Genomic DNA, 22,550 nt, shown 5'->3' with positions numbered 1-22,550 from the left:
TCTCTGGCTGAGCCAGAAATGTAAAAAAGGGGAATTACTTATTCCCGCTAATTATTCATATGCGATTACTTCGCAGAGAAAAGCATATTTAAAATATCCTGATAAAGAGGTTCTAATTGTTCTGACGGTACTTTTAACGGCGCGAGTCGACGGTAAATCGTTCCTTCGATCATCACGGCGGTAATCTCCACGCAGCAGCGAATATGCTCATCGCTCAGGTGGGGGAACTGCTTTTTCAGGTGCGCGCAGGCGTTGGTGAACATGCGCGATTCGGCTTCGATCAGCATGGCAGCAACCTGAGGATTACGCGTGGCCTCGGCGGACATTTCCAGCATCAGCGCATCGTCATCCTCGTTGAGCGTTTGCCGCCAGGCGAGGGCCTGCGGCATCCCTTCAACCAGCGTTTTGCCCTGCATCTCCTCGATGCGCGAGTCGATGATGCGGCGGATCATCTCTTCGATAATCGCGTCTTTGTTGCTGAAATAACGGTAAATTTGTCCGACGCTGAGCTTTGCCTCGCTGGCAATCTGCGACATGCTGGCGGCGTGAAACCCACTGGCGCGAAAGCAGCGGCGCGCGGCGGTGATGATCTCGTCCTGGCGCAATTTTTGTCGTTCTTCCAGCTTTGTGCTCATCGTCTGCTACCGTGTAAAAGTGAGAATGATCGTTCTCATTATACGTTTTAGGTGCGTATTGGAAAGGCTTTTTTTATTTACATATTGAATGAATATTTCCTGGATTAAACAATGGAGGAAATAAGGAGTTTTTATGAAGGTTAAGCTGTGAGATATTCAGATTGCGCTGAAAATAAGGAGAACAATATGCAGTTGAGCATTACTAAAAAAGTCGCACCCGAAGAGAAAGAAGAGTTATTAACGGGGCTGAGAGCCTATAACGGGCAGTTTTTAGATCTGGCGAACTTCAGCGGGGATATTGGCGTTTACGTGCGGGACGAAAAAGGGATCATGCTCGGCGGGCTAATTGGGGTGCGTAAAGGCGACTGGTTAAATATTGATTTTCTGTGGGTCAGCGATAGCGTGCGCGGTTCCGGCGTCGGCAGCGAGCTCATCAAAACGGCAGAAGATGAAGCCCGACGCCAGGGCTGCAAGCACGCGCTGGTGGATACGGTCAGCTTCCAGGCACGCCCGTTCTATGAAAAGCAGGGCTACCAGCTGCAGATGTCGCTGCAGGATTACCCCTATGCGGGCATGCAGCGCCACTATCTGGCAAAGGCGCTTTAACCGCCGATCCCGGTGCCGATTACGGCAAGCGCATGACGGACAATGATTTCCGGCGAGAGGGATTTTAGCCTCTCGTCATTGCGCATGCGTGAGAACGGCACCAGCACCAGGCTCAGCAAGGTGGTAAACAGCAGCTCCGGTGCCAGCGCCTGATTCAGCTTCCCTTCCTGCTGCCAGCCTTTGAGGGTGGCAAGCGTCGCCTGATACTTCTCGTCACCAAACCGCGCCTGAAGATGGGTGCGCAGTACCGGCATTTCGCCAATCACCTCCTGCATCCACAGCGGTGCAAACCAGGGATACTGTTCCGCCAGTTCGGCCAGCACTTTAACCATTTCCGTCAGGGCGTTCACCGGCGAATCCCGGTTATCGGCGAAAATTGTCCCGATCCGCTCGCGTAACGGCAGGAAACGCTCCTCAATCATCGCATCCAGCAGTTGCTCTCGGGAGTTGAAGTAATAGTGCAGCATCGCGGGCGTGACGCCCGCCTCTTTGGCAATGGCGTTGAGTGAGGTATTGGCGATCCCCTGACGGGAAAAGAGGTTCAGGGCGATATCCAGCAGCTGTTCGCGGCTGGCGGTGACGCGTTTACCCCCGCGAGGGCGGCCGGGGCGGCGCGGTTCAGAATTGTCTTTTAATACTGGCATGACCACGGTGCCTCTTGATCTTATTCATCACTTCCACAAATATTAATTATGCGATTAATTAATTTCAAGCGATCTCTTATGGAATCCGACGTCATGAACCCACCCGCGCAAAAAGCTCCGTCGATTAAGCTGCTGTTCAGCGCGCTGCTGCTGGTGATGCTGCTTTCTGCGCTTGATCAAACCATCGTCTCTACGGCGCTGCCTACCATTGTCGGTGAGCTGGGCGGCCTGGATAAGCTCTCCTGGGTAGTGACGGCCTATATCCTCAGCTCCACCATCGTGGTGCCGCTGTACGGTAAATTCGGCGATCTTTTTGGTCGCAAAATTGTCCTGCAAATCGCCATAGTGCTGTTCCTCGTGGGCTCCGCGCTGTGCGGGCTGGCGCAAAACATGACCCAGCTGGTGCTGATGCGCGCCCTGCAGGGGCTGGGCGGCGGCGGCCTGATGGTGATCAGCATGGCCGCCGTGGCGGACGTGATCCCGCCAGCCGATCGCGGGCGCTATCAGGGGCTGTTTGGCGGCGTGTTTGGCCTGGCGACGGTCATCGGGCCGCTGATCGGCGGGTTTATCGTCCAGCACGCATCCTGGCGCTGGATTTTCTACATCAACCTGCCGCTGGGGCTGTTTGCGCTGCTGGTAATAGGCGCGGTATTTCACGGCAGCGCGCGGCGCAGCAAGCACGAGATTGACTATCTGGGGGCGATTTACCTCAGCATGGCGCTGCTGTGCATCATCCTGTTTACCACCGAAGGCGGCACCGTTCGCCCGTGGAGCGACCCGCAGTTGTGGTGCATTCTGGCCTTTGGCCTGACGGGCATTGCCGGGTTTATCTATGAGGAGCGGCTGGCGTGGGAGCCGATTATTCCGCTGTCGCTGTTCCGCGACCGCAGCTTCCTGCTCTGCAGCCTGATTGGCTTTATCATCGGCATGTCGCTGTTTGGCTCAGTGACCTTCCTGCCGCTGTACCTGCAGGTGGTGAAAGACGCCACGCCAACGCAGGCCGGTTTGCAGCTCATTCCGCTAATGGGCGGGCTGCTGCTGACCTCGATTATCAGCGGGCGGATCATCAGCCGTACCGGGAAATATCGCCTGTTCCCGATCCTCGGCACGCTGCTCGGCGTGGTGGGGATGTTTTTACTGACGCGCATTTCAATCACGTCGCCAACCTGGCAGCTTTATCTGTTCACCAGCGTGCTGGGCATGGGGCTGGGACTGGTGATGCAGGTGCTGGTGCTGGCGGTGCAAAACAGCGTGTCGGCGGATCAATACGGCGTAGCCACCTCTGGCGTCACGCTCTTCCGTTCCATTGGCGGGGGCATTGGCGTTGCGCTGTTTGGCGCGGTATTCACGAATATTCTGCAATCGGGGCTGATGGACAGCCTTCCGGAAGGCGCGGAACTGCCGCGCGAGCTGAACCCGACCGCCATCCACCATCTGCCTGACGCTCTGAGGCTGGACTACCTTGATGCCTTCGGCTCGGCCATTCATGCGGTATTCCTGCTGGCGGCAGGGATTATGGTGCTGGCGTTTGCGCTGTCGTGGTTTTTACGGGAAGCGCCGCTGCGTCGGCAGGCGTGAGGCCCATCGCCCGGTGGCGCTTTGCTTACCGGGCCTACAACACCTCCGCGCGTAAGCCGGGTAAGCGCAGCGCCACCCGGTAATAGGCCGCATATAACTTATCCTTCTTATTGATTCCTTTTCGTTTTTTAGCGCGCCGTCGCGTTGTCGATATAGTCTTCAAAACGTCTAACAAAAGGAACTGTCTCGTGAAACTTCGACTGGGTGCGCTTCTCCTGACTGGCCTGCTGCTCGCGGGCTGTGACCAAAGCAGCAATGATGCCAAACACATTAAGGTCGGCGTGATTAACGGTGCCGAGCAGGACGTGGCGGAGGTCGCTAAAAAGGTGGCAAAAGAGAAATACGGTCTGGACGTGGAGCTGGTGGGCTTTAGCGGATCGCTGCTGCCCAACGATGCCACTAACCAGGGGGAGCTGGATGCCAACGTCTTCCAGCACCGCCCGTTCCTCGCAGAAGATAACAAGGCGCACGGCTACAAGCTGGTTGCCGTTGCAAACACCTTCGTTTTCCCGATGGCTGGCTATTCCCGCAAGATTAAATCGGTGAATGAACTGAAAGACGGCGCAACGATTGCCATTCCTAACGATCCAACCAACCTCGGTCGCGCGCTGCTGCTGCTGCAAAAAGAGAAGCTGATTGCCCTGAAGCCGGACGTTGGCCTGCTGCCGACGGCGCTGGATATCACCGCAAACCCTAAAAATCTGAAGATTATGGAGCTGGAAGGCGCGCAGCTGCCGCGCGTGCTGGACGATCCGAAGGTGGATGTCGCCATTATTAGTACCACCTACCTCCAGCAAACCGGCCTGTCGCCGGTTCATGACAGCGTCTTCATTGAAGATAAAAACTCGCCGTATGTGAACATTGTCGTGACGCGTGAAGACAATAAAAATGCGGAAAACGTGAAGGAATTCATACAGTCGTATCAGTCGCCTGAGGTGGCAAAAGCGGCCGAAACGATCTTCAACGGCGGCGCGGTGCCAGGCTGGTAAGTTTGGCCCAATTCCATCGATCATCGCCCTTTAGCCCACATCGTAACGCGTGGTCACGGGCTATTCTCCTTATCACACCCACCGGAGGATAGCCCATGAACATTACTCAGATTCGCAATGCCACTCAGCTGATTACCTACGCGGGAAAACGTTTTTTAGTTGACCCCATGCTCGCGCCGAAAGGGGCTTACCCCGGTTTCCCGGGCACGGCGCATGCAGATATTCGTAACCCGACCGTTGACCTGCCTGTTGAGGTTACTACGCTGCTCGATGCCGACGCGGTGATTGTCACCCACACGCATGACGATCATTGGGATCAAACCGCCATTGCACAGATCGCCAAAGACAAACCGATTTATGTACAAAACGACAGCGACGCCGCGCTGCTGCGCAGCCAGGGATTTACCCACCTGACGGTGATGACCGAAGAGACCGCATTTGATGACGTAAGCATCGTGAAAACCCACGGCGGCCAGCACGGAACCGATCGCGCTTATGCCGTGCCGGACCTGGCGGAGCGCCTGGGCGAGGCCTGCGGCGTCGTCTTCCGTCATCCTGACGAAAAGACGCTCTATATCGCCGGGGATACCATCTGGCGCGAAGAGGTGGCGGCCGACATGCAAAAGCACCAGCCGGATGTCGTGGTTGTGAACGCCGGTTACGCGCATGTGATTGGCTTTGGCCCCATTATCATGGGGGAGCAGGACGTGCTGAACGTGCATTTTCTGTTGCCTGAGGCGCAGATTGTGGCGACCCATATGGAGGCCATCAACCACTGTCTACTGACCCGCCGCGCGCTGCGTGAATACGCCGAAGCCAACCAGTTTAGTGATGCATTGAGCATTCCCCAGGATGGTGAAAGCGTTATATTCTGAGCACCACGGAGGGAAGGAGAGAGTGATGTCACTATTACATGTTGCCATTGTCGCGGTGGACGGGTTTAGCCCATTCCACTACTCCGTTCCCTGCATTTTGTTTGGCGATACGGTATCGGGCGAAAAGCGATTTAATGTCACGATTTGCGCTGAAAAACCAGGGTTTCTGACATCAAAAGACGGTTTTTCGCTCAATGCTACGCAGGATTACTCCGTCATTGAGCAGGCTGATATTGTTGTCGTGCCCTACTGGCAGCACATCCTGGAACGCCCGCCTCAGATGTTGATCGACAGCCTGGTGCAGGCGAGAGACAATGGCGCTGAAATCGTCGGGTTGTGTCTGGGGTCGTTTGTGCTGGGCTATGCGGGCATTCTCGACGGCAAGCGCGCTGCCACCCACTGGGAGTTCGAAAATCAGTTCCAGTCGCTCTTTCCGCACGTCCAGTTGGATATCAATGCGCTCTACGTGGATGACGGTAATATTATCACCTCTGCCGGAACCGCGGCTGCGCTGGACTGCTGCCTGTATATCATTCGCCAGCGGTTTGGCAGCGTGGTCGCCAACCAGATTGCCCGGCGGATGATTGTGCCGCCGCACCGCGAGGGCGGTCAGGCGCAGTTTATTGCTCAGCCTGTTCCGAATGACACCCGCGATGCACGTATCAATTGCCTGATCGACTATCTACAGAAGCACATCACCGAACCGCATAGCCTTGACTCGCTGGCGGACGTGGTTTCGATGAGCCGCCGCACCCTGACGCGTCATTTTATTAAAGCCACGGGGATGAGCGTTGCCGACTGGCTTACCGCCGAGCGCCTGCGGCGCAGCCAGATCCTGCTTGAAGCCGGAAATATGCCGATTGAGCGCGTGGCTGAACTGGTGGGATTTAATTCCGCCGTCACCTGGCGACAGCAGTTTAAGGCGCGTTTTGGGGTGAGTCCGGCGGAGTGGCGGAAGACGTTTCGTCTGCAGAACTAGCGTGCAAGTTCTGTCATAACGAAAGGTTAAGAAATTCGAGCATTCAGGAACTTACAGAAGCTAGCGGTTACAGCCCTTCACCAGTTTGCCGCATTCAGACAGAGGAAAATAATGATTACTACAAAGGTAAAATTATTCTTATTACTGGTCGCTGTTTGGATAGCAGGAATATTTGCCACGCTTTTATTTGGACGTTTGTTGATTGCCCTGGTCAGCTTCTTTTTCATCGGACAATTTGATTTTCCAATTAGCGATCTTGTTGAAGCTATTACCCTTGCCATTAGCGGTGGGATCCTCATTGGAGGAATACAGTGCATTATGGCGAAGGAAAAGAACCGATCCGAAGACCCACCCAGGTAAGTTGGGTATGGCTACCCCAGCCGATACTAAGCAGGGTGAGGAGCCTGATACAGGAGAGCACATAGCGGAAGAAGAAAATGTCTGGCGTACTAAGCCTCAACCAAACAAGCCTGATGCCGATAATATTCTTTCTTACCTGTCGAAGAACAGATAGGTGTATTGAATGAGGCAGCAAAAAGGACTCACGAAATGATTTACGTATTATTAGGAATTGCACTCTTCGCTTTTGTAGTTGGAACGGCCGTGTTTTTTCGCTTTAGTAAAGTGACAGGAAGAAGCGTCCATTCACCTTTTACCTCTATGTTTTTCTTTGATGCGCTCTTTTTTGGGCTGGGCAGTAAGCGAGAGATGAATATCGCAGCATGTTCATTTATCATCTTTTTACTAAGCGTATGGGGATTAACTTATTTAAAATTAAGCGCACATTTTTGGGGGAGTCGAGAAAGCTATTTTGGTCTCGTGATCGCCGGGGTTTTCTTTCTAATTATGCACTGTCGCTATTGCGCAAAAAATATCGTTATCAAAAATGATGGTCTAGCCCCCATGAGAGAGTTGATTAATATCCGGCGGTCCGGCCTCATCAGCCCCTTTTTATGGTTAAGCAGGGCCGGGTATCTGGGGTTCTTTATTGGCATGATTCGCTGAAGCGAGATGCGAAAAAATAGTCCCCATACTCTGGGAGACTACCCCAGCCTCTCCACCCTCGTCTCCCCCTCCACCATCGACAGCTGATACAGCGAAAACGATCGCTGTTTCTCAATCAACGTCGCCAGCTCCGGCGAGTGGCTGGTGAGCCAGATCTGCGAGTAGCGGCTGGCCTCGGCGATTAAGCTCGCAAGGGCTGGCAGCATCTGCGGGTGCAGGCTGTTTTCCGGTTCGTTCAATGCGATAAACGCCGGTGGGCGCGGGCTTAATAGCGCCACCGCCAGGCACAGAAAACGCAGGGTGCCGTCGGAGAACTCCGCCGGCTCCAGCGGTCTGCTTAGCCCTTCACGCTGCATCATCATCCGGAAGCGTCCGCCAGTGTTGTCGCTGTAGAACACGCAGCCGGGGAAGGCCTGGTCGAGAATGCGCATCAGCAGCAGCTCGTCGCCAATTTCCACGATGGTCTGAAACGCCGCCGCCAGGTTTGCGCCGTCGCTGGCCAGCACCGGGGAGCGGAAACCGACCTGAGGCGCGCGCATGGCCGAGCCGGATGAGACGGAAAACTCGTGATAAAAGCGCCAGTTACGCAGCGACTCTCGCATCTGCGACACTTCCGGGTAGAGATGCGGCTCGCCAAGCTGGCCGAACACCGGTTCGTTCTCATACAACGTGCCGCTGTGGGTGACTTTCTCGTGATGCACGTTGTTCAGAAATACGGCCTGATTTTTACGCTTCATCAGCTGGGAGGACGGGCGTCGGTACTGACCACTCAGCCAGATGGACTCTTCTTTGATCACCGGATCGAGTTGAAACTGTGAGGGGTAAGGCAGTTTTTCGACAAAGCCTACCTGCAGCTCGTATTCGTAGGTTTCGGTTTCAACGGCTAAATTCATTCGCCGCAGCTGGTCGCTGCGGGTTTTGCCTGCCCAGAAGACTTTTAAAATCCCACCCTCGTTCGCCAGTGCCTGCGAAAACTGCCCCTGCGCGGCGCTGTGCATCAGGTGGATCGCTTTGTAGATATTTGATTTTCCGGTGCCGTTTGGGCCAAAGACGATGTTGAGCTGTTCCAGCTCCAGCGACATTTCGCGAATCGAGCGGTAGTTTTGAATGTGCAGGGTGGTGATCACAGGCAGTCCCTTTTTTGCGTTACTGGCCTGTAAATAATTACAGTATTTTGCGTGGAATGCAAAAAAGAGACGACAGTGAGGATGTCGTCTAAACGGGGTACTGCTTTGGGCCTCTATGGGTCAATTGGGCCTTCGCATTTTTATCGTCAGGTTACTGCCAGACGCAGACCCAAATCATCAGGATAGGGATCAAAGTAGTTTTGCGTCATCAGATACCGGTCAGGGTATTCGGCCATATAGTGTTTCAGCAGCGTCAGCGGCGCGAGGATGGGCAGCAGCCCGTCGCGATAGTGCAGGATCACATCGCGCAGTTCGACGCGCTGGCGGCTGTTCAGCTGGTTACGGAAATAGCCCTGGATATGCATTAGCACGTTGGTATGGTTTTTCCGCGAAGCGGGCTTTTTCAGGATCGTCATCAGCTTTTCGCGGTACGCCACGAAGAAAGCGTCCAGATCTTCCCATTCATGCAGCGACGCAACGAACGGGCCAATCTCGCGGTAGCCCGCCTGATGGTGCGCCAGCAGCTGCAATTTATAGCGGCTGTGGAAATCCAGCAGCGCGCGGCGCGTCAGGCCTTGAGCACGCAGCGTGTTCAGCTCGTGCAGGGCAAATACCCGCTCGATAAAGTTTTCCCGCAGCACCGGGTCGTGCAGCCGACCGTCTTCCTCCACGGGCAGCCACGGGTAGGTTTCAAGCAGGGCGGCGGTGAACAGCCCGACACCCTCCTTGCGGCCCCGGTTGCCGTTTTCATCATACAGCCGCACGCGTTCCATGCCGCAGCTTGGTGATTTCGCGCAGACGATAAATCCCGACAGATCGCCGATTTTAGGCAGATAGTCCGCCGTAAAGTCAGCCATTTTCTGCGTAATATCATCATGGGGTGGTTTGCTGAAGCGGAGCTGCGTTTCGCCGCTGTCCGTCAGCGTCAGGCGTATGGCCGGGCGAGGCGTCGGCAGGCCAATCGCCATTTCCGGGCAGACGGGCCTGAAACTCACCCACTGGGCCAGTTCATCCATGACAAAGCCCATACGCTTGTGTCCGCCGTCAAAGCGAACGGCAGACCCGGTCAAACATCCGCTAATACCGAGCACAGGTTTTGTTGTCATGGTGTGGTCCTCCCGTTCTTCTCTTTAAAACTTACACAACATGACTAATTTGTCCAAGTATTAGCGGAATTATTTTTTATTTCCCTTTAAAATCAACGTTTCTTAACTGCCTTTGTAAGTTGAATAACCGTACTGGCTCAGCAGGAGAGGGATGTGCAGCTTTTCGTTGGTGCGGGTTACGGTGAACAGCACCGGGATTTCCGGGAAGAAGGAGTCCAGCTTCTTCCCGTGGAAGTAATCTGCGGTTTTAAAGGTCACTTTATAGACGCCGGGCTGCATATCCTGATCCTGCGGATAAAGCGATTTGATGCGGCCGTCATGGTCAGTTTTGCCGCTGGTAATTGGGGTCCATTTGTCCTGCTGCTGTTTTTCCAGCGTGACGGTAACGTCCGATGGCGGCATCCCGGTTTGCTGGTCAAGAATGTGTACGCTCAGCGTGCCGGCAGGGGCGCTAAAGGCGGCAGGGGCAAAGGCCAGGGTAGTCAGCATCAGCAGAGAGGCAGTTTTTTTCATTGTGTTTTCCTGTGGGGTTGTCGGTCACAGGAAAACGTTAGCATTTGTGGCGCGGGAAAATATTCAACTTTTCGTGAAGATTCCCACAGGAGAAAATGATTAGAGGATAATCACTTCAAGCGATACCTGCTGCTGCCACTGCTCGATCTGCTTTTTGCGCGCGGCGGTGAGTTTACCGCGCGTGACCAGAAGCCAGTGGCGGTCCGGGAAAATCTCCGGGGCCAGCGTGGCGGGCGGCGTGGGTAAAATATCGATACGGTGGCCTTGCCCGGTGCGGGTTAAGGCTTCGAGCCAGACCTCGCACGGGTCATTCAGGTACCAACCGCTGAGCAGGATGTTGTCGCCTGGCGCTTTTTTATCGCCTTCCAGGCAAAACGAGGTGTAGGCGATGATGATGCCGTCGAGGATCTCCCGCAGGGTCATGGCGGCGGCGACGTTTGCCGATACCTGACTGCGTAGCGGACGCAGCACGTTCGCGACCAGTTCTGGTCTTGGGTACTCGCGCCCTGCGTCGTAAATCATCTGGCGCAGGGACTCGATTTTGCCGTCCTGCAGGCGCTGTAACATGGTCTGCTGCAGCGTGAGCCAGTTGTTGGTCAGGCGCGACGTAGGGCGCTCCAGCAGCGGTTTGACCTGGCCAATCGGGACACCTTTTTTTACCCAGTCGAGGATTTTTAGCGCCTGCTGGACGTCCTCATCGCTGTACTGGCGGTGGCCGCCCTCCGTGCGCTGAGGCTTGAGTAAGCCGTAGCGCCGCTGCCAGGCCCGCAGCGTGGTGGCGGTGATCCCGCTGAGTCTGGCGAATTCGCCGATGGAGTAAGCCATGTCCGTGTCCAGAGTTGAGGAATACTCTCAATATACTACGAATTTTCGCGGACGGGATGAAGCGCCGCCGCGGTGCACTACACTTAATTTCCAACCGTGCAAATGAAAGGAATTCTCATGAAGCTATGGCCTGTTGTGACCGGTGTTGCCATTGCCCTGACGCTGGTAGCCTGTAAATCCCCCACCCCGCCGAAGGGCGTGCAACCCATTTCCGGTTTTGACGCCAGCCGCTATCTTGGCAAATGGTACGAAGTCGCTCGCCTGGAAAACCGCTTTGAACGCGGCCTGGAGCAGGTTACCGCCACCTACGATAAGCGCAGCGACGGCGGCATCAGCGTGCTTAACCGCGGCTACGACCCGGTGAAGAACAAGTGGAATGAGAGCGAGGGTAAAGCCTACTTTACCGGCGAACCGACCACGGCCGCGCTGAAGGTGTCCTTCTTCGGCCCGTTCTACGGCGGGTATAACGTGATCAAACTGGACGATAAGTACCAATACGCGCTGGTCAGCGGCCCGAACCGCGACTACCTGTGGATCCTGTCGCGCACGCCAACCATCCCGGATGCGGTGAAACAGGATTACCTGAACACCGCGCGCGGTCTGGGCTTCCAAACCGATCAATTGGTGTGGGTGAAGCAGTGAAGATCGTGCTTTCTTCGTAGGGTATTACTGGCTCGCCTGGATAGACTTCCGTTAAAAGCCTAACGGAGGAAAGACGATATGAACTGGCAGCCTTTTCGCGGCGATGCACCGGAAAATATGACGATTTTCAGTGCGTCCTTTCCCGACGTCAGCGATCGGTGGCCGATGAAAGACGATACCGTCCGGGAGATAAATGCCATCGATCGGGGACTGAAAGCCGATCCGGCGCTCCGCCCTCCTTTTGTTGAATGGGAAGAGGGCGGCCAGGCGGTGCTTGTCCCGCAGAACCGCTATTCCGAACAAGCCTTTCGCAACCGTCCGGCGCTCACCGCGTGGCGAACCCGGCTGGTTCCCTCTGCGCTGGCACTTTTTGTGGTGCAAAACCCCCTGGAAGAGCGTCTCCCTGAAGGGACGAAAATGGACAGCGACAGTCGCCAGTGGTTTATCCACGCCAATGATGCCATCGGCGTGCGCTCCCGCGCCCGCGTGCTGGCCGCGCTGGTGGAGAAATACATTCACAACGAAAGTGAAAATAACTGGGTCAGCCTGGCGAGCGGGGCCGCCATCCCGGTGCTGGAAGCGCTCCGCAATGCCGAACTTGATGGTCAGCACGTGTATCTCACGCTGGTCGATAAAGATGCCGTCGCCCTGAGCTGGGCCGAAACCATGGCGGCGCAGGAAGGGATTGTGGTGGGCGAACAGCTAACCCTCCTCAGACGCGACCTGCTCCATACGCTGGTGCGTAACGAGGACCTGCTGCTGGAGCTGGGCGAGCATCAGGCCGAACTAGTTGATGCGTTGGGGATTTTCGAATACTTCAACGATACCGATGCGGTGATTTTTCTACAGCGCGCGCTGCGGCTGGTCAAGCCCGGCGGGGCGGTGATTGTATCGAACATGCTGACCAGCAGCCCGCAAATTGACTTTGTGCTGCGGGGGATCGGCTGGGAGGATATTTACCCGAGGTCGTTACAGCAGCTGCAGGATATCCACCTCGCGGCGGGCGTGCCGGTGGAAAACGTCACCGTGGTGGTGCCGAAGGACGGGGTGTACGCGGTGATGGAGGTGAGGGTAGGGGATGAAAAACCGCACGGTCAGTTCCCTCTCCCTGAGGGAGAGGGTTAGGGTGAGGGGGGAACAGACCGCAAAGCGTGGCTTGAAATAGTTCGGTTTTCCAATCATGATCCCCCCATGAAAATAGAAACCGCACTCCCCACACAATTCGAACGTCTGGTCGCGATCTGGGAATCCTCCGTTCGCGCCACCCATCACTTTCTACAGGAAAGCGATATTGCGGCGCTGCGCCCGTTATTGCTCAACGCGTATCTGCCAAACCTCACCGGCGTGATGGCCCGCGATGACGCAGGCGTTATTCATGGCTTTTTAGGCGTGGATGAAAACCGCATTGAAATGCTGTTTGTTGACGATGTGAGCCGCGGGAAGGGCGTCGGGAAATTGCTGCTGCAACACGCCATCACAGCGTTCGGCGCGAACGAGGTGGACGTGAATGAGCAAAATCCGCAGGGCGTCGCGTTTTATCGCCATATGGGGTTTGAGCAGGTCGGGCGCTCGGAAGTGGACGGGCAGGGGAATCCGTTTCCGCTGTTGCATATGCGGTTGAATCGGGATTAGTGCTTAGCCTGCTTATCCCATTTTAATAAGCCGACAATATCTTTCTCACCCTCGGCTTCTTTCAGCAGGCGCTGCTTCTTTTCATACTCGATGTATTCTGAGCACGCCTTTTCATCAGCCGCTTTCTTGCTGATTTTGCCTGCGCCTTCTAAAACGCCCCGGTCGTTAAATTGCAGGAACTGATCGAGCTTGGTTTGCCAGTCTCGTAAAAATACCTGCTTGCGGCGTTTGGCCTGATCTTCGGCAAAATCGAGCCACATATTAACAACGCGATTTAGTTCGCTCACCTCATCCTGAGACAGATAATTTTTTGCAGTGGTGACATCGCTTTTACGGACTTCTTCGCCTTTATAGCTGGTCAGCCCCATATGCGGTTGAGTGGCATCCGCGCGCTGGTGAATCAACTCAGCAGCGGTATGGCCCGTGCAGGCAAAATGCAGTTTATTCTGGATGGTCTGGAAGAATTGCGTGGTTTCTTTGAGTGATGGCTGATAATCAGCGGCTAATGCAAAAATCTCCCTCACGCGGAGATAGACCCGGCGTTCGCTGGCCCGTATATCGCGAATGCGTTCCAGCATTTCATCGAAATAGTCAGGTACGGCGGATGATCCGACAGGTGGATTTTTCAGACGCTCGTCGTCCATAACGAAGCCTTTTACCAGGTATTCTTGTAGCGTTTGGGTGGCCCACTGGCGGAACTGGGTACCTCGCGCGGAGCGGACGCGATAGCCGATAGCGAGAATGACGGGCAGGCTATAGTGAAGTGTGTTGCGATTGACCTTGCGCTGACCTTCTTGCTGAACTTGTAAGTAAGCCTTACAAGTTGCTTTTTGTTCAAGCTCACCCTCTTCGTAAATCGCTTTAATATGCTGAGTAATGGCTTGAGGAGTGACCTGATAAAGAGCCGCAATGGCCGCTTGCGACAGCCAGAGCGTTTCGTGTTCAAAGCGACATGTGATGCGTACAGTTCCATCATCACTGGCAAACATAACAAATTCACCTGCTGGAGATTGGATTATGTCTTGATCTGCCATGTCGCCTCCCTCTTTCGAATGATTAACCTTACCAGCGTGTAGTATGCCAGAAACAGCCGCTAAGCCAGGTGGTTTGTATTTGATTTTGCGAGGCGCTTTCCAGCACGCGGAGTTTGGATCGCTGCAAGCGCGTTCTCTATCTCAATAAGTTTTGCTTTCGTGCGTTTATAATCGTCCTGCAACCTCTGCTCCTGCTCGTTATACGCCACCAGAACGATGCATCCTTTCATGACTTTTATCGTGACCTGCTGTCCGGTATTAAAGCCCGCCGCGCGCAGCCACTTGCCGGAAAGGATGATTTTTGGCGTGGATTTGTCGAAAACATTCGGGCGGTATCCCACAATTAACGAACGCTCGGTTCCGGATTGGGCGGTGTCTGGGGTAGAATGCGAATCAGCCATAATCAACTCCTTGATAGTTGGTGAGGTTAGACGCCCTTTAGTGCTCCAACACTGCTGGGCGTTGCAGAATTCCGAATCCATGTGGTAGGTACCACATGCAGATAAATTAACCGAAGTGGTACCTACCATGCAAGAAAAAAAGAAACCTAATTTTGACCGCACCAAGAGCACGATGAAGAACATCCGATTTGAGGATGAACTTTTGGAGCAGATTGAGAAGGCGGCGGGGAAAGGGAATTTTAGTAAGTGGGTGAAGGAGGCTTGCAGGATGAGACTCAATAAAAATTGTTAAATTCTCACTTGGAAAATTCTTACTGAAATAATCTTCCGTAATGTTTATTGAAATTTGTGTTCAGGAATAATATTGTTAGTATGTTAAATGATTTTAAAACCCTCAAAATAAATATTTTGTCATTCATGTATTTTTGAGGGGGGGTATTTGAATTCAGAACTCATCTTTATTCTAGTGCTTTCATTTTTTTGTTATTTTTTCCCCGATGTACGCAATATATAATGGGGTTTCCTTTTCAATAGGAAAAGAAAAATGGATTCTTAACTGTGGGGTTTTTATTTTACCATGCCAAGCGCATAAACGTTTATCACTTTTAATTAATTCAAAAGTCATCTCATTTGCAAAATCTATTTTTTCCCCATCTGAAGAATCACTAAACCATGCTTTATCACCAGTAAAATGGTTTTTATAAATCTCATGACCTAACGCTGTGAATTTACCTGAGCTATCGAAACAATCTTTTATCTGATTTAAAACATTTAATTTTTCCATAATACTTTTTGATGCCGCTTTATGGAAAGGTAATTTATATAATGGAATAAAACATTCATGAATAAAGCTTAAGTTTTGAAATTCACTCCTTGCTAATTCCTCAAGCCTCTTCCAGCTCTCTATAGACTTGTTAGATTGTTTTATTTTTTCCTCTAATGAAATCATGGTGGTATGATTATTTATTAGAAAATCATTGTGTTTATTATTATCTATCCAAGTGATTTTAATGCTGCTTTCCAAATATTTTTCATTTTTTAAACTAAAAATTTCGCATTCCTCATCGCAGAATAATTGTGCTGCAGCTTCAGCTAATGCCGTACCTGTAACCTCTTCTTTATCATGTACATATAAATCCTCTAGAGAATGTAACTGTTCGTCATCCCAAAACGGACCAGCTTTGGATAGCCAAGTAAGAACATCAATTTTTTCAGTTTTTTCAAAACCCATCACGTACTTAAATATGGTCTCGTCATTAGATAGTCTATAGTTTATAAAATCGCGCTTGCAATAAATATTTAAAGCTTTTTGTAGAAGATATTGCCGTGCTCGCATAACATGTTTTATTTGTTCGAATAATTGTTCTTTGCTTTGTATATCATCATTTAAAGATTTTTCATTAAATAATATTGTCATTATAAATCCCATCCAGCAAGAAAACTTATGTCTTTATCGAATTGATCGAAAAAACCATTAGGCCAATGGTCAATCCTTCCATTTTCGTCAATCTGTGGAGAGATTATCTGACTTTCATTAAAGGTTCTGTTGTTGAAAAAATAAAACGCAACTTTCCTATCATCTATTTTTTTACTTTTAACAGATCTTCTGATGCCGTTTAAAACATGGTCGCTATGAGTTTCAATTATAATTTGTATTCCAGTATTAGCGACCTTTGCTAAAAACTCACCCATCATAGCTTGACCTTTAGGGTGTAAATGCACCTCAGGGTTTTCAATTATAAGCAAGTCACCTTCTTTAGCGGTGAGGCATGAAATTATAATTGGTAAAATTTGTGTTAACCCAAAACCTACATTCATAGGTCTATGAAAATTTGTATCTTCAGATGTTCTTATTCCGAGTGTAACTGCATTTATTTTTTCCAAGGATTCAATTTTATATTCAAATCCTGGGAAAAATTCTCTCATTCGAGCTTGAACTTGTTGGAAAAGAGTTGGTGGAGCTGTATTAAGCACAAGATCTTGAGATACATCGCTGTCTAAGTTATTAAAAAGTAAGGCTATCGAATGTTCACCATCAACGGTGGTTTTTTTCTCTTCATTATCTATTAGTGTATAAAAGTCACGAGGCCCACATCTTTCTGCTTTTATATATGTCATATCCCTAAGCGTAGAAACTATATTAGAATCATTGAACTCAGGGGGAAGCAGATCTTGTAAAATAGAAGGCGATTCAACGATCTTGCTATCGATTTGAACATTATCTATTTGCATAGATAATTGTGATCGTTCTCCTGAAAATGTCCAGCTGACCACACTTTCATCATCAGAGAATTTAATCTTAATAAGATTTCTTCCATTAACTTTATCAATTACATCTGAAACAGTTCCTAAATTTATATTGGACCCATTGAGAATTAGTTTTTTTGACCATTCGTTTAGATGCATTGTTTGATTTAATACAAGAATAGATTGTATTAATGATGATTTTCCGGAAGCATTTTCCCCAGATAAAACATTCAAATTCTTAAGATCGATTTGAATATTTTCAAAACATTTAAAATATTCAAGAGCTAATTTATTGATCATAATACAGCCTCCTCGATGACTTGTCTGACACAAGCGAATCTATATTTAACTTTGTTTACTTGGCTGGTTCCCAATGTAATTGACTGTGAAAAATTATCATCTGAGAATAAATTTAGCACACTGTCTTCAATTGTTTTTTTCCTTGATTCAACTATGTGTTCAGGAACCTCTGACAGAACTACTGACATTACATCCCATAGCGAAGCATTTATTACACTCCTGGCGCTATTTTTGTCACTATATTTTCTAAAAGCATGTTTGCCGAAAATAGTAATGTTATTCTTTAAACTTCTTCTAAAATCGTTTGAAATTTTTTCAAGAGAAATATTTTCATTTTCATTTATATTTTCCAATGCTTTTGCTAAGAAGTCATCCATGTCTCCTTTGTATTCATTTAATGGAAGGGTTTTAAAAGCTACAAAGCGATTTACAAACTCTCTATCCCGCATTGTTTTCTGTGTTAAGCTTTCGCCAGTAGCTTTTTTAAATAAAGAGGAATTTGCTTCTTCTTTTAAAAATCTTGTGGCCTTGCCCATGTACAAACAATTTCTCATTTGTTGACGGGTTAATGGAACCCCACTATTTACACGTTCAAAGATATCTAAAAGTGCCTGTGCTGGAACTTTGGAATCAATTAGATATAAAATTAGATTACAATCTTCTACCCTATTTTGCAGTTTAGGATGTAAGTCTGAAAATTTTTTTCCATCCAATTCAGATTGATTTTTTAATTTCAGCTTTAAATCATCATTCAAAAAACGCTGAAGAGTTGATAATCGCTGGAGTCCATCAACAACAACCATTTGCCCTCTACTGTTTTCTGCGAGATAGAAGACAGGGAATGGTATTCTCATAAGAACAGATTCAATTAGTTTACTTTGCTTATCTTCAGGCCAAATAAACTCACGCTGAAAGTCTGGATCCATAACATACCCACCTTTTTCGATCCTTCGAATAACGTCAAAAACGGTACGAGGCTCATTTCTAATCAATACTGTATCAATTGGATAGTCTCCTAATGATAATTCAGCATTGTCATCTAAACCTTCAATATCTTCGTTATCTGTGTTTTCCATATAGTTTTCTCCAAATTTTAATAAACTATAAATTGAGATGGTGCTTACAGTTATGCTCAAGCACATGTTAGGTTTATAATAATTCCTATATGAACTTATGCATCAACAATTTCTCGTTATAGAAGTGTTTTACTGCGAGTTAGATTGGCATTAGATAACCATGGATTCAACCTATCTCTTAAAAATTTAGGGATTTTAAGTGACAAGTGTGATTTCGAAACTTGGAATTTTGGCGGAAGATCACAGGAGTCGAACCTGCCCGGGAACGCTGGCGTCCCCAGCTGGATTTGAAGTCGAGCCACCTCACCGGAGATGACGATCTTCCGCGCCTCGATTGCTACATGGAGGCGGGGCGCATTATAGCTACTTTCAGACATTTACCACATACCCCACACCACTTTTTTCACCTCTCTTTTGACCTGTACACCCCTGTTTCAGTTAATTCCTAAGAAAATCCTCATGTTAGCCCTTCGTGCTATCAACATTTACCGCGATCACAAAAAACAAGAAACGTAATCTGCTAACCAGAAAACGCAATACCCGCTCCTGAAACAATGGTTTAAAACTCTGTAACCGGTCTCAGCGCATCCTACAGCGTGAAGGATAAAAAAAGATGAGCGAAGTATTGTCAGTAAAAGAGAAGATTGGCTACGGCATGGGAGATGCCGCCAGCCACATCATTTTTGATAACGTCATGTTGTACATGATGTTTTTCTACACCGATATTTTTGGCATTCCCGCCGGGTTTGTCGGCACCATGTTCCTGCTGGCGCGCGCGCTGGATGCGATCTCCGACCCGTGCATGGGGCTGATTGCCGACCGCACCCGCAGCCGCTGGGGCAAGTTTCGTCCGTGGATTTTGTTTGGTGCCATCCCGTTCGGGATCGTCTGCGTGCTGGCCTACACCACGCCGGACCTCAGCCTCAACGGTAAAATGGTTTACGCTGCCGTTACCTACACCCTACTGACCCTGCTCTATACCGTGGTCAACATCCCGTACTGCGCGCTGGGCGGCGTGATCACCAACGACCCGACGCAGCGTATCTCCCTTCAGTCCTGGCGCTTTGTGCTGGCGACCGCGGGCGGCATGCTCTCCACGGTGCTGATGATGCCGCTGGTGAACCTCATTGGCGGCGACGATAAGGCGTTCGGCTTCCAGGGCGGCATCGCCGTGCTGTCGGTGGTCGCGTTCCTGATGCTGGCGTTCTGCTTCTTTACCACCAAAGAGCGCATCCAGGTGCCGCCGAGCACCACGTCCATGCGGGAAGACCTGCGCGACATTTGGCACAACGACCAGTGGCGCATCGTCGGCGTGCTGACCATCCTCAACATCCTCGCCGTCTGCGTGCGCGGCGGCGCGATGATGTACTACTGCACCTGGATCATGGGCTCGCCGGAGGTGTTCGTCGCCTTCCTCACCACCTACTGCGTCGGCAACCTGATCGGCTCCGCGCTGGCGAAACCCCTCACCGACTGGAAATGCAAGGTCAGCATCTTCTGGTGGACCAACGCCGCGCTGGCGGTGGTCAGCGTGGCGATGTTCTTCGTGCCGATGCACGCCACCGTGCTGATGTTCGCCTTTATCTTCGTCATCGGCGTGCTGCACCAGCTGGTGACGCCGATTCAGTGGGTGATGATGTCCGATACCGTCGACTACGGCGAATGGACTAACGGCAAGCGCCTGACTGGCATCAGCTTTGCGGGCACGCTGTTCGTGCTGAAGCTCGGCCTGGCGCTGGGTGGGGCGATGATCGGCTGGATGCTGGCCGGCGGCGGCTACGACGCGGCAGCCAAGACCCAGAACAGCGCGACCATCAGCATCATTATCGGCCTGTTTACCCTGGCCCCGGCGGTCTGCTACGTGCTGAGCGCCATCATCGCCAAACGTTACTACACGCTGAAAACCCCTTTCCTGACCAAAATCATGGGCGAGCTGGCGCAGGGCGCGCGTCGCAATCAGCAGGAGTTTGAAAACCTGCCGGTCAGCAAAGAATTACAGAACTAAGAGGACGAAAGTATGAAAATCAGTGATGGAAACTGGCTTATTCAACCGGGGCTGAGCGTGACGTATCCGGTTCAGGTGTTCGACGTGGAGCGGCAGGATAACGACCTGGTGGTGTACGTGGCACCACGCGACGTGCGGGAACGCGCCTGGCAGCTCGACACGTTGATGTTCACGGTTCGCCTGTTTGCCCCGCAGGAGGGGATTGTCGGGGTGCGCATCGAGCACTTCCAGGGCGCGTTGAATAACGGCCCGCATTATCCGCTCAACGTATTGAAAGATGCGAAGGTCGAGATTGAAAACAACGCCGATTTTGCTGAGCTGAAAAGCGGAAGCGTCAGCGTGCGCGTCACCAAAGGCGAGTTCTGGGCGCTGGATTTCCTGCGCGACGGGCAGCGCATCACCGGCAGCCAGCTGAAAAACAACGGCTACGTGCAGGACGCCACTACCGACCGCAATTACGTGTTCGAACGGCTGGATCTGGGCGTGGGGGAGACGGTTTACGGTCTCGGCGAGCGCTTTACCGCCCTGGTACGCAACGGTCAGCGGGTCGATACCTGGAACTGCGACGGCGGTACCAGCACTGAACAGTCCTACAAAAATATTCCGTTTTACCTGACCAACCGCGGCTACGGCGTGCTGGTCAATCACCCGGAAAACGTCTCCTTCGAAATTGGCTCGGAGAAAGTCTCCAAAGTGCAGTTCAGCGTCGAAGGCGAATATCTGGAGTACTTCGTGATCGACGGCCCGACGCCGAAAGAGGTGCTGAACCGCTATACGCAGTTTACCGGGCGTCCGGCGCTGCCGCCTGCGTGGTCGTTCGGCCTGTGGCTGACCACCTCGTTCACCACCAACTACGACGAAGCCACGGTAAACAGCTTTATCGACGGCATGGCCGAGCGCGACCTGCCGCTGCACGTCTTCCACTTCGACTGCTTCTGGATGAAGGCCTTCCAGTGGTGCGACTTCGAGTGGGACCCGGCGACCTTCCCGGACCCGGAAGGGATGATCCGCCGTCTGAAAGAGAAAGGGCTGAAGGTCTGCGTGTGGATCAACCCGTACATCGGCCAGAAGTCACCGGTATTCCGGGAACTGAAAGAGAAGGGCTACCTGCTCAAGCGCCCGGACGGCAGCGTGTGGCAGTGGGACAAATGGCAGCCGGGGCTGGCGATTTACGACTTCACCAACCCGGAAGCGTGCCAGTGGTATGCCGACAAGCTGAAAGGCCTGGTGGACATCGGCGTCGACTGCTTCAAGACCGACTTCGGCGAGCGTATCCCGACGGACGTGCAGTGGTGCGACGGGTCCGATCCGCAGAAGATGCACAACCACTACGCCTATCTCTATAACGAGCTGGTGTGGAACGTGCTGAAAGAGACGGTGGGAGAAGAAGAGGCGGTGCTGTTTGCCCGTTCTGCCTCCGTCGGGGCGCAGCAGTTCCCGGTACACTGGGGCGGCGACTGCTACGCCAACTACGAATCGATGGCCGAAAGCCTGCGCGGGGGGCTGTCGATTGGCCTGTCCGGCTTCGGGTTCTGGAGCCACGATATCGGTGGGTTCGAAAACACCGCACCGGCGCACGTCTACAAGCGCTGGTGCGCGTTCGGGCTGTTCTCCAGCCACAGCCGCCTTCACGGTAGTAAATCCTACCGGGTGCCGTGGGCGTACGATGACGAGTCCTGCGACGTGGTTCGCCACTTTACGCAGCTGAAATGTCAGCTGATGCCGTATCTGTATCGTCAGGCGGCGCTGGCCCGCGAGTTCGGTACGCCGATGCTGCGGGCGATGATGCTGGAGTTCCCGGACGATCCGGCGTGTGATTACCTCGACCGCCAGTACATGCTGGGGGATGCGGTGATGGTTGCGCCGGTGTTCTCCGAGGTGGGCGACGTGCAGTTCTACCTGCCGGAAGGCCGATGGACGCACCTGTGGCACAATGACGAAATTCAGGGCAGCCGCTGGCATAAGCAGCAGCACGATTTCATGAGCCTGCCGGTCTACGTGCGCGATAACACGCTGCTGGCGCTGGGTAACAATAACCAGAAGCCGGACTACGCATGGAACGAGGGGACGGCCTTCCAGCTGTTTAACCTGGACGACGGCGCAACGGCGGTGAGTGAAGTGCCTGTGGCGGACGGCTCCGTGGCGTTTACGCTGAAGGCGTCACGTCAGGGCGACATCGTGACCTTTACCGGCGTGGGAGACGCGAAAAACTGGTCGGTGTGCTTGCGCAACGTGCAGAAGGTGAGCGGCGTGAAGGGCGGTTCACACGCGGGCAGCGAGTGGGGTGTGATGGTGAAAGCGGAGGGGAATGAGGTGGTGGTTCACCTTTAA

The 22,550-nt window shown here is 52.0% G+C and carries 24 protein-coding genes and 1 tRNA gene; 13 read left to right on the top strand and 12 right to left on the bottom strand.

Annotated elements, in window-relative coordinates; genetic code table 11:
- Window positions 1–65 precede the first annotated feature (65 nt).
- Window positions 66–635 carry a TetR/AcrR family transcriptional regulator gene (locus ENTMO_RS0101410; protein ID WP_010426497.1) on the bottom strand — a complete coding sequence of 190 codons (570 nt, stop codon included), beginning with the start codon at window positions 633–635 and terminating at the stop codon, window positions 66–68.
- Window positions 636–821: 186 nt separating this feature from the next.
- Here ENTMO_RS0101410 and ENTMO_RS0101405 point away from each other — a divergent pair, with 186 nt between their 5' ends.
- Complete coding sequence (locus ENTMO_RS0101405; protein WP_010426495.1) at window positions 822–1,241, top strand: GNAT family N-acetyltransferase; 420 nt, start codon at window positions 822–824, stop codon at window positions 1,239–1,241.
- On the opposite strand, the gene ENTMO_RS0101400 is transcribed toward ENTMO_RS0101405, so the two are convergent.
- Entirely contained in the window at window positions 1,238–1,885 is a 648-nt protein-coding gene (locus ENTMO_RS0101400; RefSeq protein ID WP_010426493.1) for a TetR/AcrR family transcriptional regulator, read from the bottom strand. The two genes, ENTMO_RS0101405 and ENTMO_RS0101400, sit on opposite strands and share 4 nt — an antisense overlap.
- 93 nt (window positions 1,886–1,978) lie before the next feature.
- On the opposite strand from ENTMO_RS0101400, the gene ENTMO_RS0101395 reads away from it, so the two are divergent.
- The 6 genes from ENTMO_RS0101395 to ENTMO_RS0101365 all read left to right on the top strand — a co-directional run bounded on the left by ENTMO_RS0101395 (window position 1,979) and on the right by ENTMO_RS0101365 (window position 7,311).
- Window positions 1,979–3,463 (top strand): MDR family MFS transporter, encoded by a 1,485-nt coding sequence (locus tag ENTMO_RS0101395; RefSeq protein WP_010426491.1) that lies wholly within the window; start codon window positions 1,979–1,981, stop codon window positions 3,461–3,463.
- 188 nt (window positions 3,464–3,651) lie between these two features.
- Window positions 3,652–4,452, top strand: a complete 801-nt coding sequence (gene nlpA / locus ENTMO_RS0101390) for a lipoprotein NlpA (RefSeq protein ID WP_010426489.1) — start codon at window positions 3,652–3,654, stop codon at window positions 4,450–4,452.
- 95 nt (window positions 4,453–4,547) lie between these two features.
- The gene (locus tag ENTMO_RS0101385; protein ID WP_010426488.1) at window positions 4,548–5,327 is read left to right on the top strand and encodes an MBL fold metallo-hydrolase; all 780 of its coding nucleotides are present in this window, start codon (window positions 4,548–4,550) and stop codon (window positions 5,325–5,327) included.
- Window positions 5,328–5,352: 25 nt separating this feature from the next.
- Window positions 5,353–6,306, top strand: coding sequence for a GlxA family transcriptional regulator (locus ENTMO_RS0101380; protein ID WP_010426485.1), 954 nt, complete (start codon window positions 5,353–5,355; stop codon window positions 6,304–6,306).
- Between the two features lie 111 nt (window positions 6,307–6,417).
- Complete coding sequence (locus tag ENTMO_RS0101375) at window positions 6,418–6,666, top strand: hypothetical protein (protein WP_010426483.1); 249 nt, start codon at window positions 6,418–6,420, stop codon at window positions 6,664–6,666.
- A 189-nt stretch (window positions 6,667–6,855) separates the two neighbouring features.
- Window positions 6,856–7,311 (top strand): hypothetical protein, encoded by a 456-nt coding sequence (locus tag ENTMO_RS0101365; RefSeq protein WP_010426480.1) that lies wholly within the window; start codon window positions 6,856–6,858, stop codon window positions 7,309–7,311.
- A gap of 38 nt (window positions 7,312–7,349) precedes the next feature.
- Here the strand turns inward: ENTMO_RS0101365 and ENTMO_RS0101360 are convergent, their stop codons facing one another.
- The 4 genes from ENTMO_RS0101360 to ENTMO_RS0101345 form a co-directional block, all read right to left on the bottom strand.
- Window positions 7,350–8,438: an AAA family ATPase gene (locus ENTMO_RS0101360; protein ID WP_010426477.1), complete on the bottom strand. Its 1,089-nt coding sequence runs from the start codon at window positions 8,436–8,438 to the stop codon at window positions 7,350–7,352.
- 146 nt (window positions 8,439–8,584) lie between these two features.
- Window positions 8,585–9,544, bottom strand: coding sequence for a YbgA family protein (locus ENTMO_RS0101355; RefSeq protein WP_010426475.1), 960 nt, complete (start codon window positions 9,542–9,544; stop codon window positions 8,585–8,587).
- Between the two features lie 102 nt (window positions 9,545–9,646).
- Window positions 9,647–10,057, bottom strand: coding sequence for a hydroxyisourate hydrolase (gene uraH, locus ENTMO_RS0101350; protein WP_010426473.1), 411 nt, complete (start codon window positions 10,055–10,057; stop codon window positions 9,647–9,649).
- A 99-nt stretch (window positions 10,058–10,156) separates the two neighbouring features.
- A complete protein-coding gene (locus tag ENTMO_RS0101345; RefSeq protein WP_010426471.1) occupies window positions 10,157–10,882 on the bottom strand; it encodes a MerR family transcriptional regulator in 726 nt (241 codons plus the stop codon).
- Between the two features lie 117 nt (window positions 10,883–10,999).
- On the opposite strand from ENTMO_RS0101345, the gene ENTMO_RS0101340 reads away from it, so the two are divergent.
- The 3 genes from ENTMO_RS0101340 (at window position 11,000) to ENTMO_RS0101330 (ending at window position 13,156) form a co-directional block, all read left to right on the top strand.
- The gene (locus tag ENTMO_RS0101340; protein WP_010426469.1) at window positions 11,000–11,524 is read left to right on the top strand and encodes a lipocalin family protein; all 525 of its coding nucleotides are present in this window, start codon (window positions 11,000–11,002) and stop codon (window positions 11,522–11,524) included.
- Window positions 11,525–11,602: 78 nt separating this feature from the next.
- The gene (locus ENTMO_RS0101335; RefSeq protein ID WP_010426467.1) at window positions 11,603–12,649 is read left to right on the top strand and encodes a class I SAM-dependent methyltransferase; all 1,047 of its coding nucleotides are present in this window, start codon (window positions 11,603–11,605) and stop codon (window positions 12,647–12,649) included.
- Window positions 12,650–12,715: 66 nt separating this feature from the next.
- Complete coding sequence (locus ENTMO_RS0101330; RefSeq protein ID WP_010426464.1) at window positions 12,716–13,156, top strand: acetyltransferase; 441 nt, start codon at window positions 12,716–12,718, stop codon at window positions 13,154–13,156.
- Here ENTMO_RS0101330 and ENTMO_RS0101325 read toward each other — a convergent pair.
- Both ENTMO_RS0101325 and ENTMO_RS0101320 read right to left on the bottom strand, forming a co-directional pair.
- Window positions 13,153–14,190: a virulence RhuM family protein gene (locus ENTMO_RS0101325; RefSeq protein WP_010426462.1), complete on the bottom strand. Its 1,038-nt coding sequence runs from the start codon at window positions 14,188–14,190 to the stop codon at window positions 13,153–13,155. The two genes, ENTMO_RS0101330 and ENTMO_RS0101325, sit on opposite strands and share 4 nt — an antisense overlap.
- 59 nt (window positions 14,191–14,249) lie before the next feature.
- Window positions 14,250–14,591: a SymE family type I addiction module toxin gene (locus ENTMO_RS0101320; protein WP_010426461.1), complete on the bottom strand. Its 342-nt coding sequence runs from the start codon at window positions 14,589–14,591 to the stop codon at window positions 14,250–14,252.
- A gap of 127 nt (window positions 14,592–14,718) precedes the next feature.
- On the opposite strand from ENTMO_RS0101320, the gene ENTMO_RS24870 reads away from it, so the two are divergent.
- Window positions 14,719–14,883 carry a YlcI/YnfO family protein gene (locus ENTMO_RS24870; protein ID WP_010426460.1) on the top strand — a complete coding sequence of 55 codons (165 nt, stop codon included), beginning with the start codon at window positions 14,719–14,721 and terminating at the stop codon, window positions 14,881–14,883.
- Between the two features lie 180 nt (window positions 14,884–15,063).
- On the opposite strand, the gene ENTMO_RS0101310 is transcribed toward ENTMO_RS24870, so the two are convergent.
- The 4 genes from ENTMO_RS0101310 to ENTMO_RS0101295 all read right to left on the bottom strand — a co-directional run bounded on the left by ENTMO_RS0101310 (window position 15,064) and on the right by ENTMO_RS0101295 (window position 18,539).
- On the bottom strand, window positions 15,064–16,008 hold the full coding sequence (locus tag ENTMO_RS0101310; RefSeq protein WP_010426457.1) for a hypothetical protein: 945 nt from the start codon (window positions 16,006–16,008) through the stop codon (window positions 15,064–15,066).
- Window positions 16,008–17,138 carry a DUF3696 domain-containing protein gene (locus ENTMO_RS0101305; RefSeq protein WP_010426455.1) on the bottom strand — a complete coding sequence of 377 codons (1,131 nt, stop codon included), beginning with the start codon at window positions 17,136–17,138 and terminating at the stop codon, window positions 16,008–16,010. Before ENTMO_RS0101305 ends, ENTMO_RS0101310 begins: the two co-directional genes overlap by 1 nt.
- Window positions 17,135–18,214, bottom strand: coding sequence for a DUF262 domain-containing protein (locus tag ENTMO_RS0101300; RefSeq protein WP_010426454.1), 1,080 nt, complete (start codon window positions 18,212–18,214; stop codon window positions 17,135–17,137). The genes ENTMO_RS0101305 and ENTMO_RS0101300 overlap by 4 nt, the downstream gene beginning before the upstream one ends.
- A 230-nt stretch (window positions 18,215–18,444) precedes the next feature.
- A tRNA-Sec gene (locus ENTMO_RS0101295) sits at window positions 18,445–18,539 on the bottom strand.
- Between the two features lie 288 nt (window positions 18,540–18,827).
- Between ENTMO_RS0101295 and ENTMO_RS0101290 the strand changes: the two genes are divergently transcribed.
- On the top strand, window positions 18,828–20,219 hold the full coding sequence (locus ENTMO_RS0101290) for a glycoside-pentoside-hexuronide family transporter (RefSeq protein ID WP_010426452.1): 1,392 nt from the start codon (window positions 18,828–18,830) through the stop codon (window positions 20,217–20,219).
- 12 nt (window positions 20,220–20,231) lie between these two features.
- On the top strand, window positions 20,232–22,550 hold the full coding sequence (yicI, locus tag ENTMO_RS0101285; RefSeq protein WP_010426451.1) for an alpha-xylosidase: 2,319 nt from the start codon (window positions 20,232–20,234) through the stop codon (window positions 22,548–22,550).

It is taken from the genome of Enterobacter mori LMG 25706 (assembly GCF_000211415.1).
GTDB classification, from domain to species: Bacteria; Pseudomonadota; Gammaproteobacteria; order Enterobacterales; family Enterobacteriaceae; genus Enterobacter; species Enterobacter mori.
Note: the sequence above shows the minus strand (reverse complement) of the source record. Positions and strands in the feature narration are given on the sequence as shown.

Coding starts and splice junctions, on each gene's coding strand:
- ENTMO_RS0101410 (WP_010426497.1), bottom strand. CDS start 635: ATGAGCACAAAGCTGGAAGAACGACAAAAATTGCGCCAGGACGAGATC.
- ENTMO_RS0101405 (WP_010426495.1), top strand. CDS start 822: ATGCAGTTGAGCATTACTAAAAAAGTCGCACCCGAAGAGAAAGAAGAG.
- ENTMO_RS0101400 (WP_010426493.1), bottom strand. CDS start 1,885: ATGCCAGTATTAAAAGACAATTCTGAACCGCGCCGCCCCGGCCGCCCT.
- ENTMO_RS0101395 (WP_010426491.1), top strand. CDS start 1,979: ATGAACCCACCCGCGCAAAAAGCTCCGTCGATTAAGCTGCTGTTCAGC.
- ENTMO_RS0101385 (WP_010426488.1), top strand. CDS start 4,548: ATGAACATTACTCAGATTCGCAATGCCACTCAGCTGATTACCTACGCG.
- ENTMO_RS0101380 (WP_010426485.1), top strand. CDS start 5,353: ATGTCACTATTACATGTTGCCATTGTCGCGGTGGACGGGTTTAGCCCA.
- ENTMO_RS0101375 (WP_010426483.1), top strand. CDS start 6,418: ATGATTACTACAAAGGTAAAATTATTCTTATTACTGGTCGCTGTTTGG.
- ENTMO_RS0101365 (WP_010426480.1), top strand. CDS start 6,856: ATGATTTACGTATTATTAGGAATTGCACTCTTCGCTTTTGTAGTTGGA.
- ENTMO_RS0101355 (WP_010426475.1), bottom strand. CDS start 9,544: ATGACAACAAAACCTGTGCTCGGTATTAGCGGATGTTTGACCGGGTCT.
- uraH (WP_010426473.1), bottom strand. CDS start 10,057: ATGAAAAAAACTGCCTCTCTGCTGATGCTGACTACCCTGGCCTTTGCC.
- ENTMO_RS0101345 (WP_010426471.1), bottom strand. CDS start 10,882: ATGGCTTACTCCATCGGCGAATTCGCCAGACTCAGCGGGATCACCGCC.
- ENTMO_RS0101340 (WP_010426469.1), top strand. CDS start 11,000: ATGAAGCTATGGCCTGTTGTGACCGGTGTTGCCATTGCCCTGACGCTG.
- ENTMO_RS0101335 (WP_010426467.1), top strand. CDS start 11,603: ATGAACTGGCAGCCTTTTCGCGGCGATGCACCGGAAAATATGACGATT.
- ENTMO_RS0101330 (WP_010426464.1), top strand. CDS start 12,716: ATGAAAATAGAAACCGCACTCCCCACACAATTCGAACGTCTGGTCGCG.
- ENTMO_RS0101325 (WP_010426462.1), bottom strand. CDS start 14,190: ATGGCAGATCAAGACATAATCCAATCTCCAGCAGGTGAATTTGTTATG.
- ENTMO_RS0101320 (WP_010426461.1), bottom strand. CDS start 14,591: ATGGCTGATTCGCATTCTACCCCAGACACCGCCCAATCCGGAACCGAG.
- ENTMO_RS24870 (WP_010426460.1), top strand. CDS start 14,719: ATGCAAGAAAAAAAGAAACCTAATTTTGACCGCACCAAGAGCACGATG.
- ENTMO_RS0101310 (WP_010426457.1), bottom strand. CDS start 16,008: ATGACAATATTATTTAATGAAAAATCTTTAAATGATGATATACAAAGC.
- ENTMO_RS0101305 (WP_010426455.1), bottom strand. CDS start 17,138: ATGATCAATAAATTAGCTCTTGAATATTTTAAATGTTTTGAAAATATT.
- ENTMO_RS0101300 (WP_010426454.1), bottom strand. CDS start 18,214: ATGGAAAACACAGATAACGAAGATATTGAAGGTTTAGATGACAATGCT.
- ENTMO_RS0101290 (WP_010426452.1), top strand. CDS start 18,828: ATGAGCGAAGTATTGTCAGTAAAAGAGAAGATTGGCTACGGCATGGGA.
- yicI (WP_010426451.1), top strand. CDS start 20,232: ATGAAAATCAGTGATGGAAACTGGCTTATTCAACCGGGGCTGAGCGTG.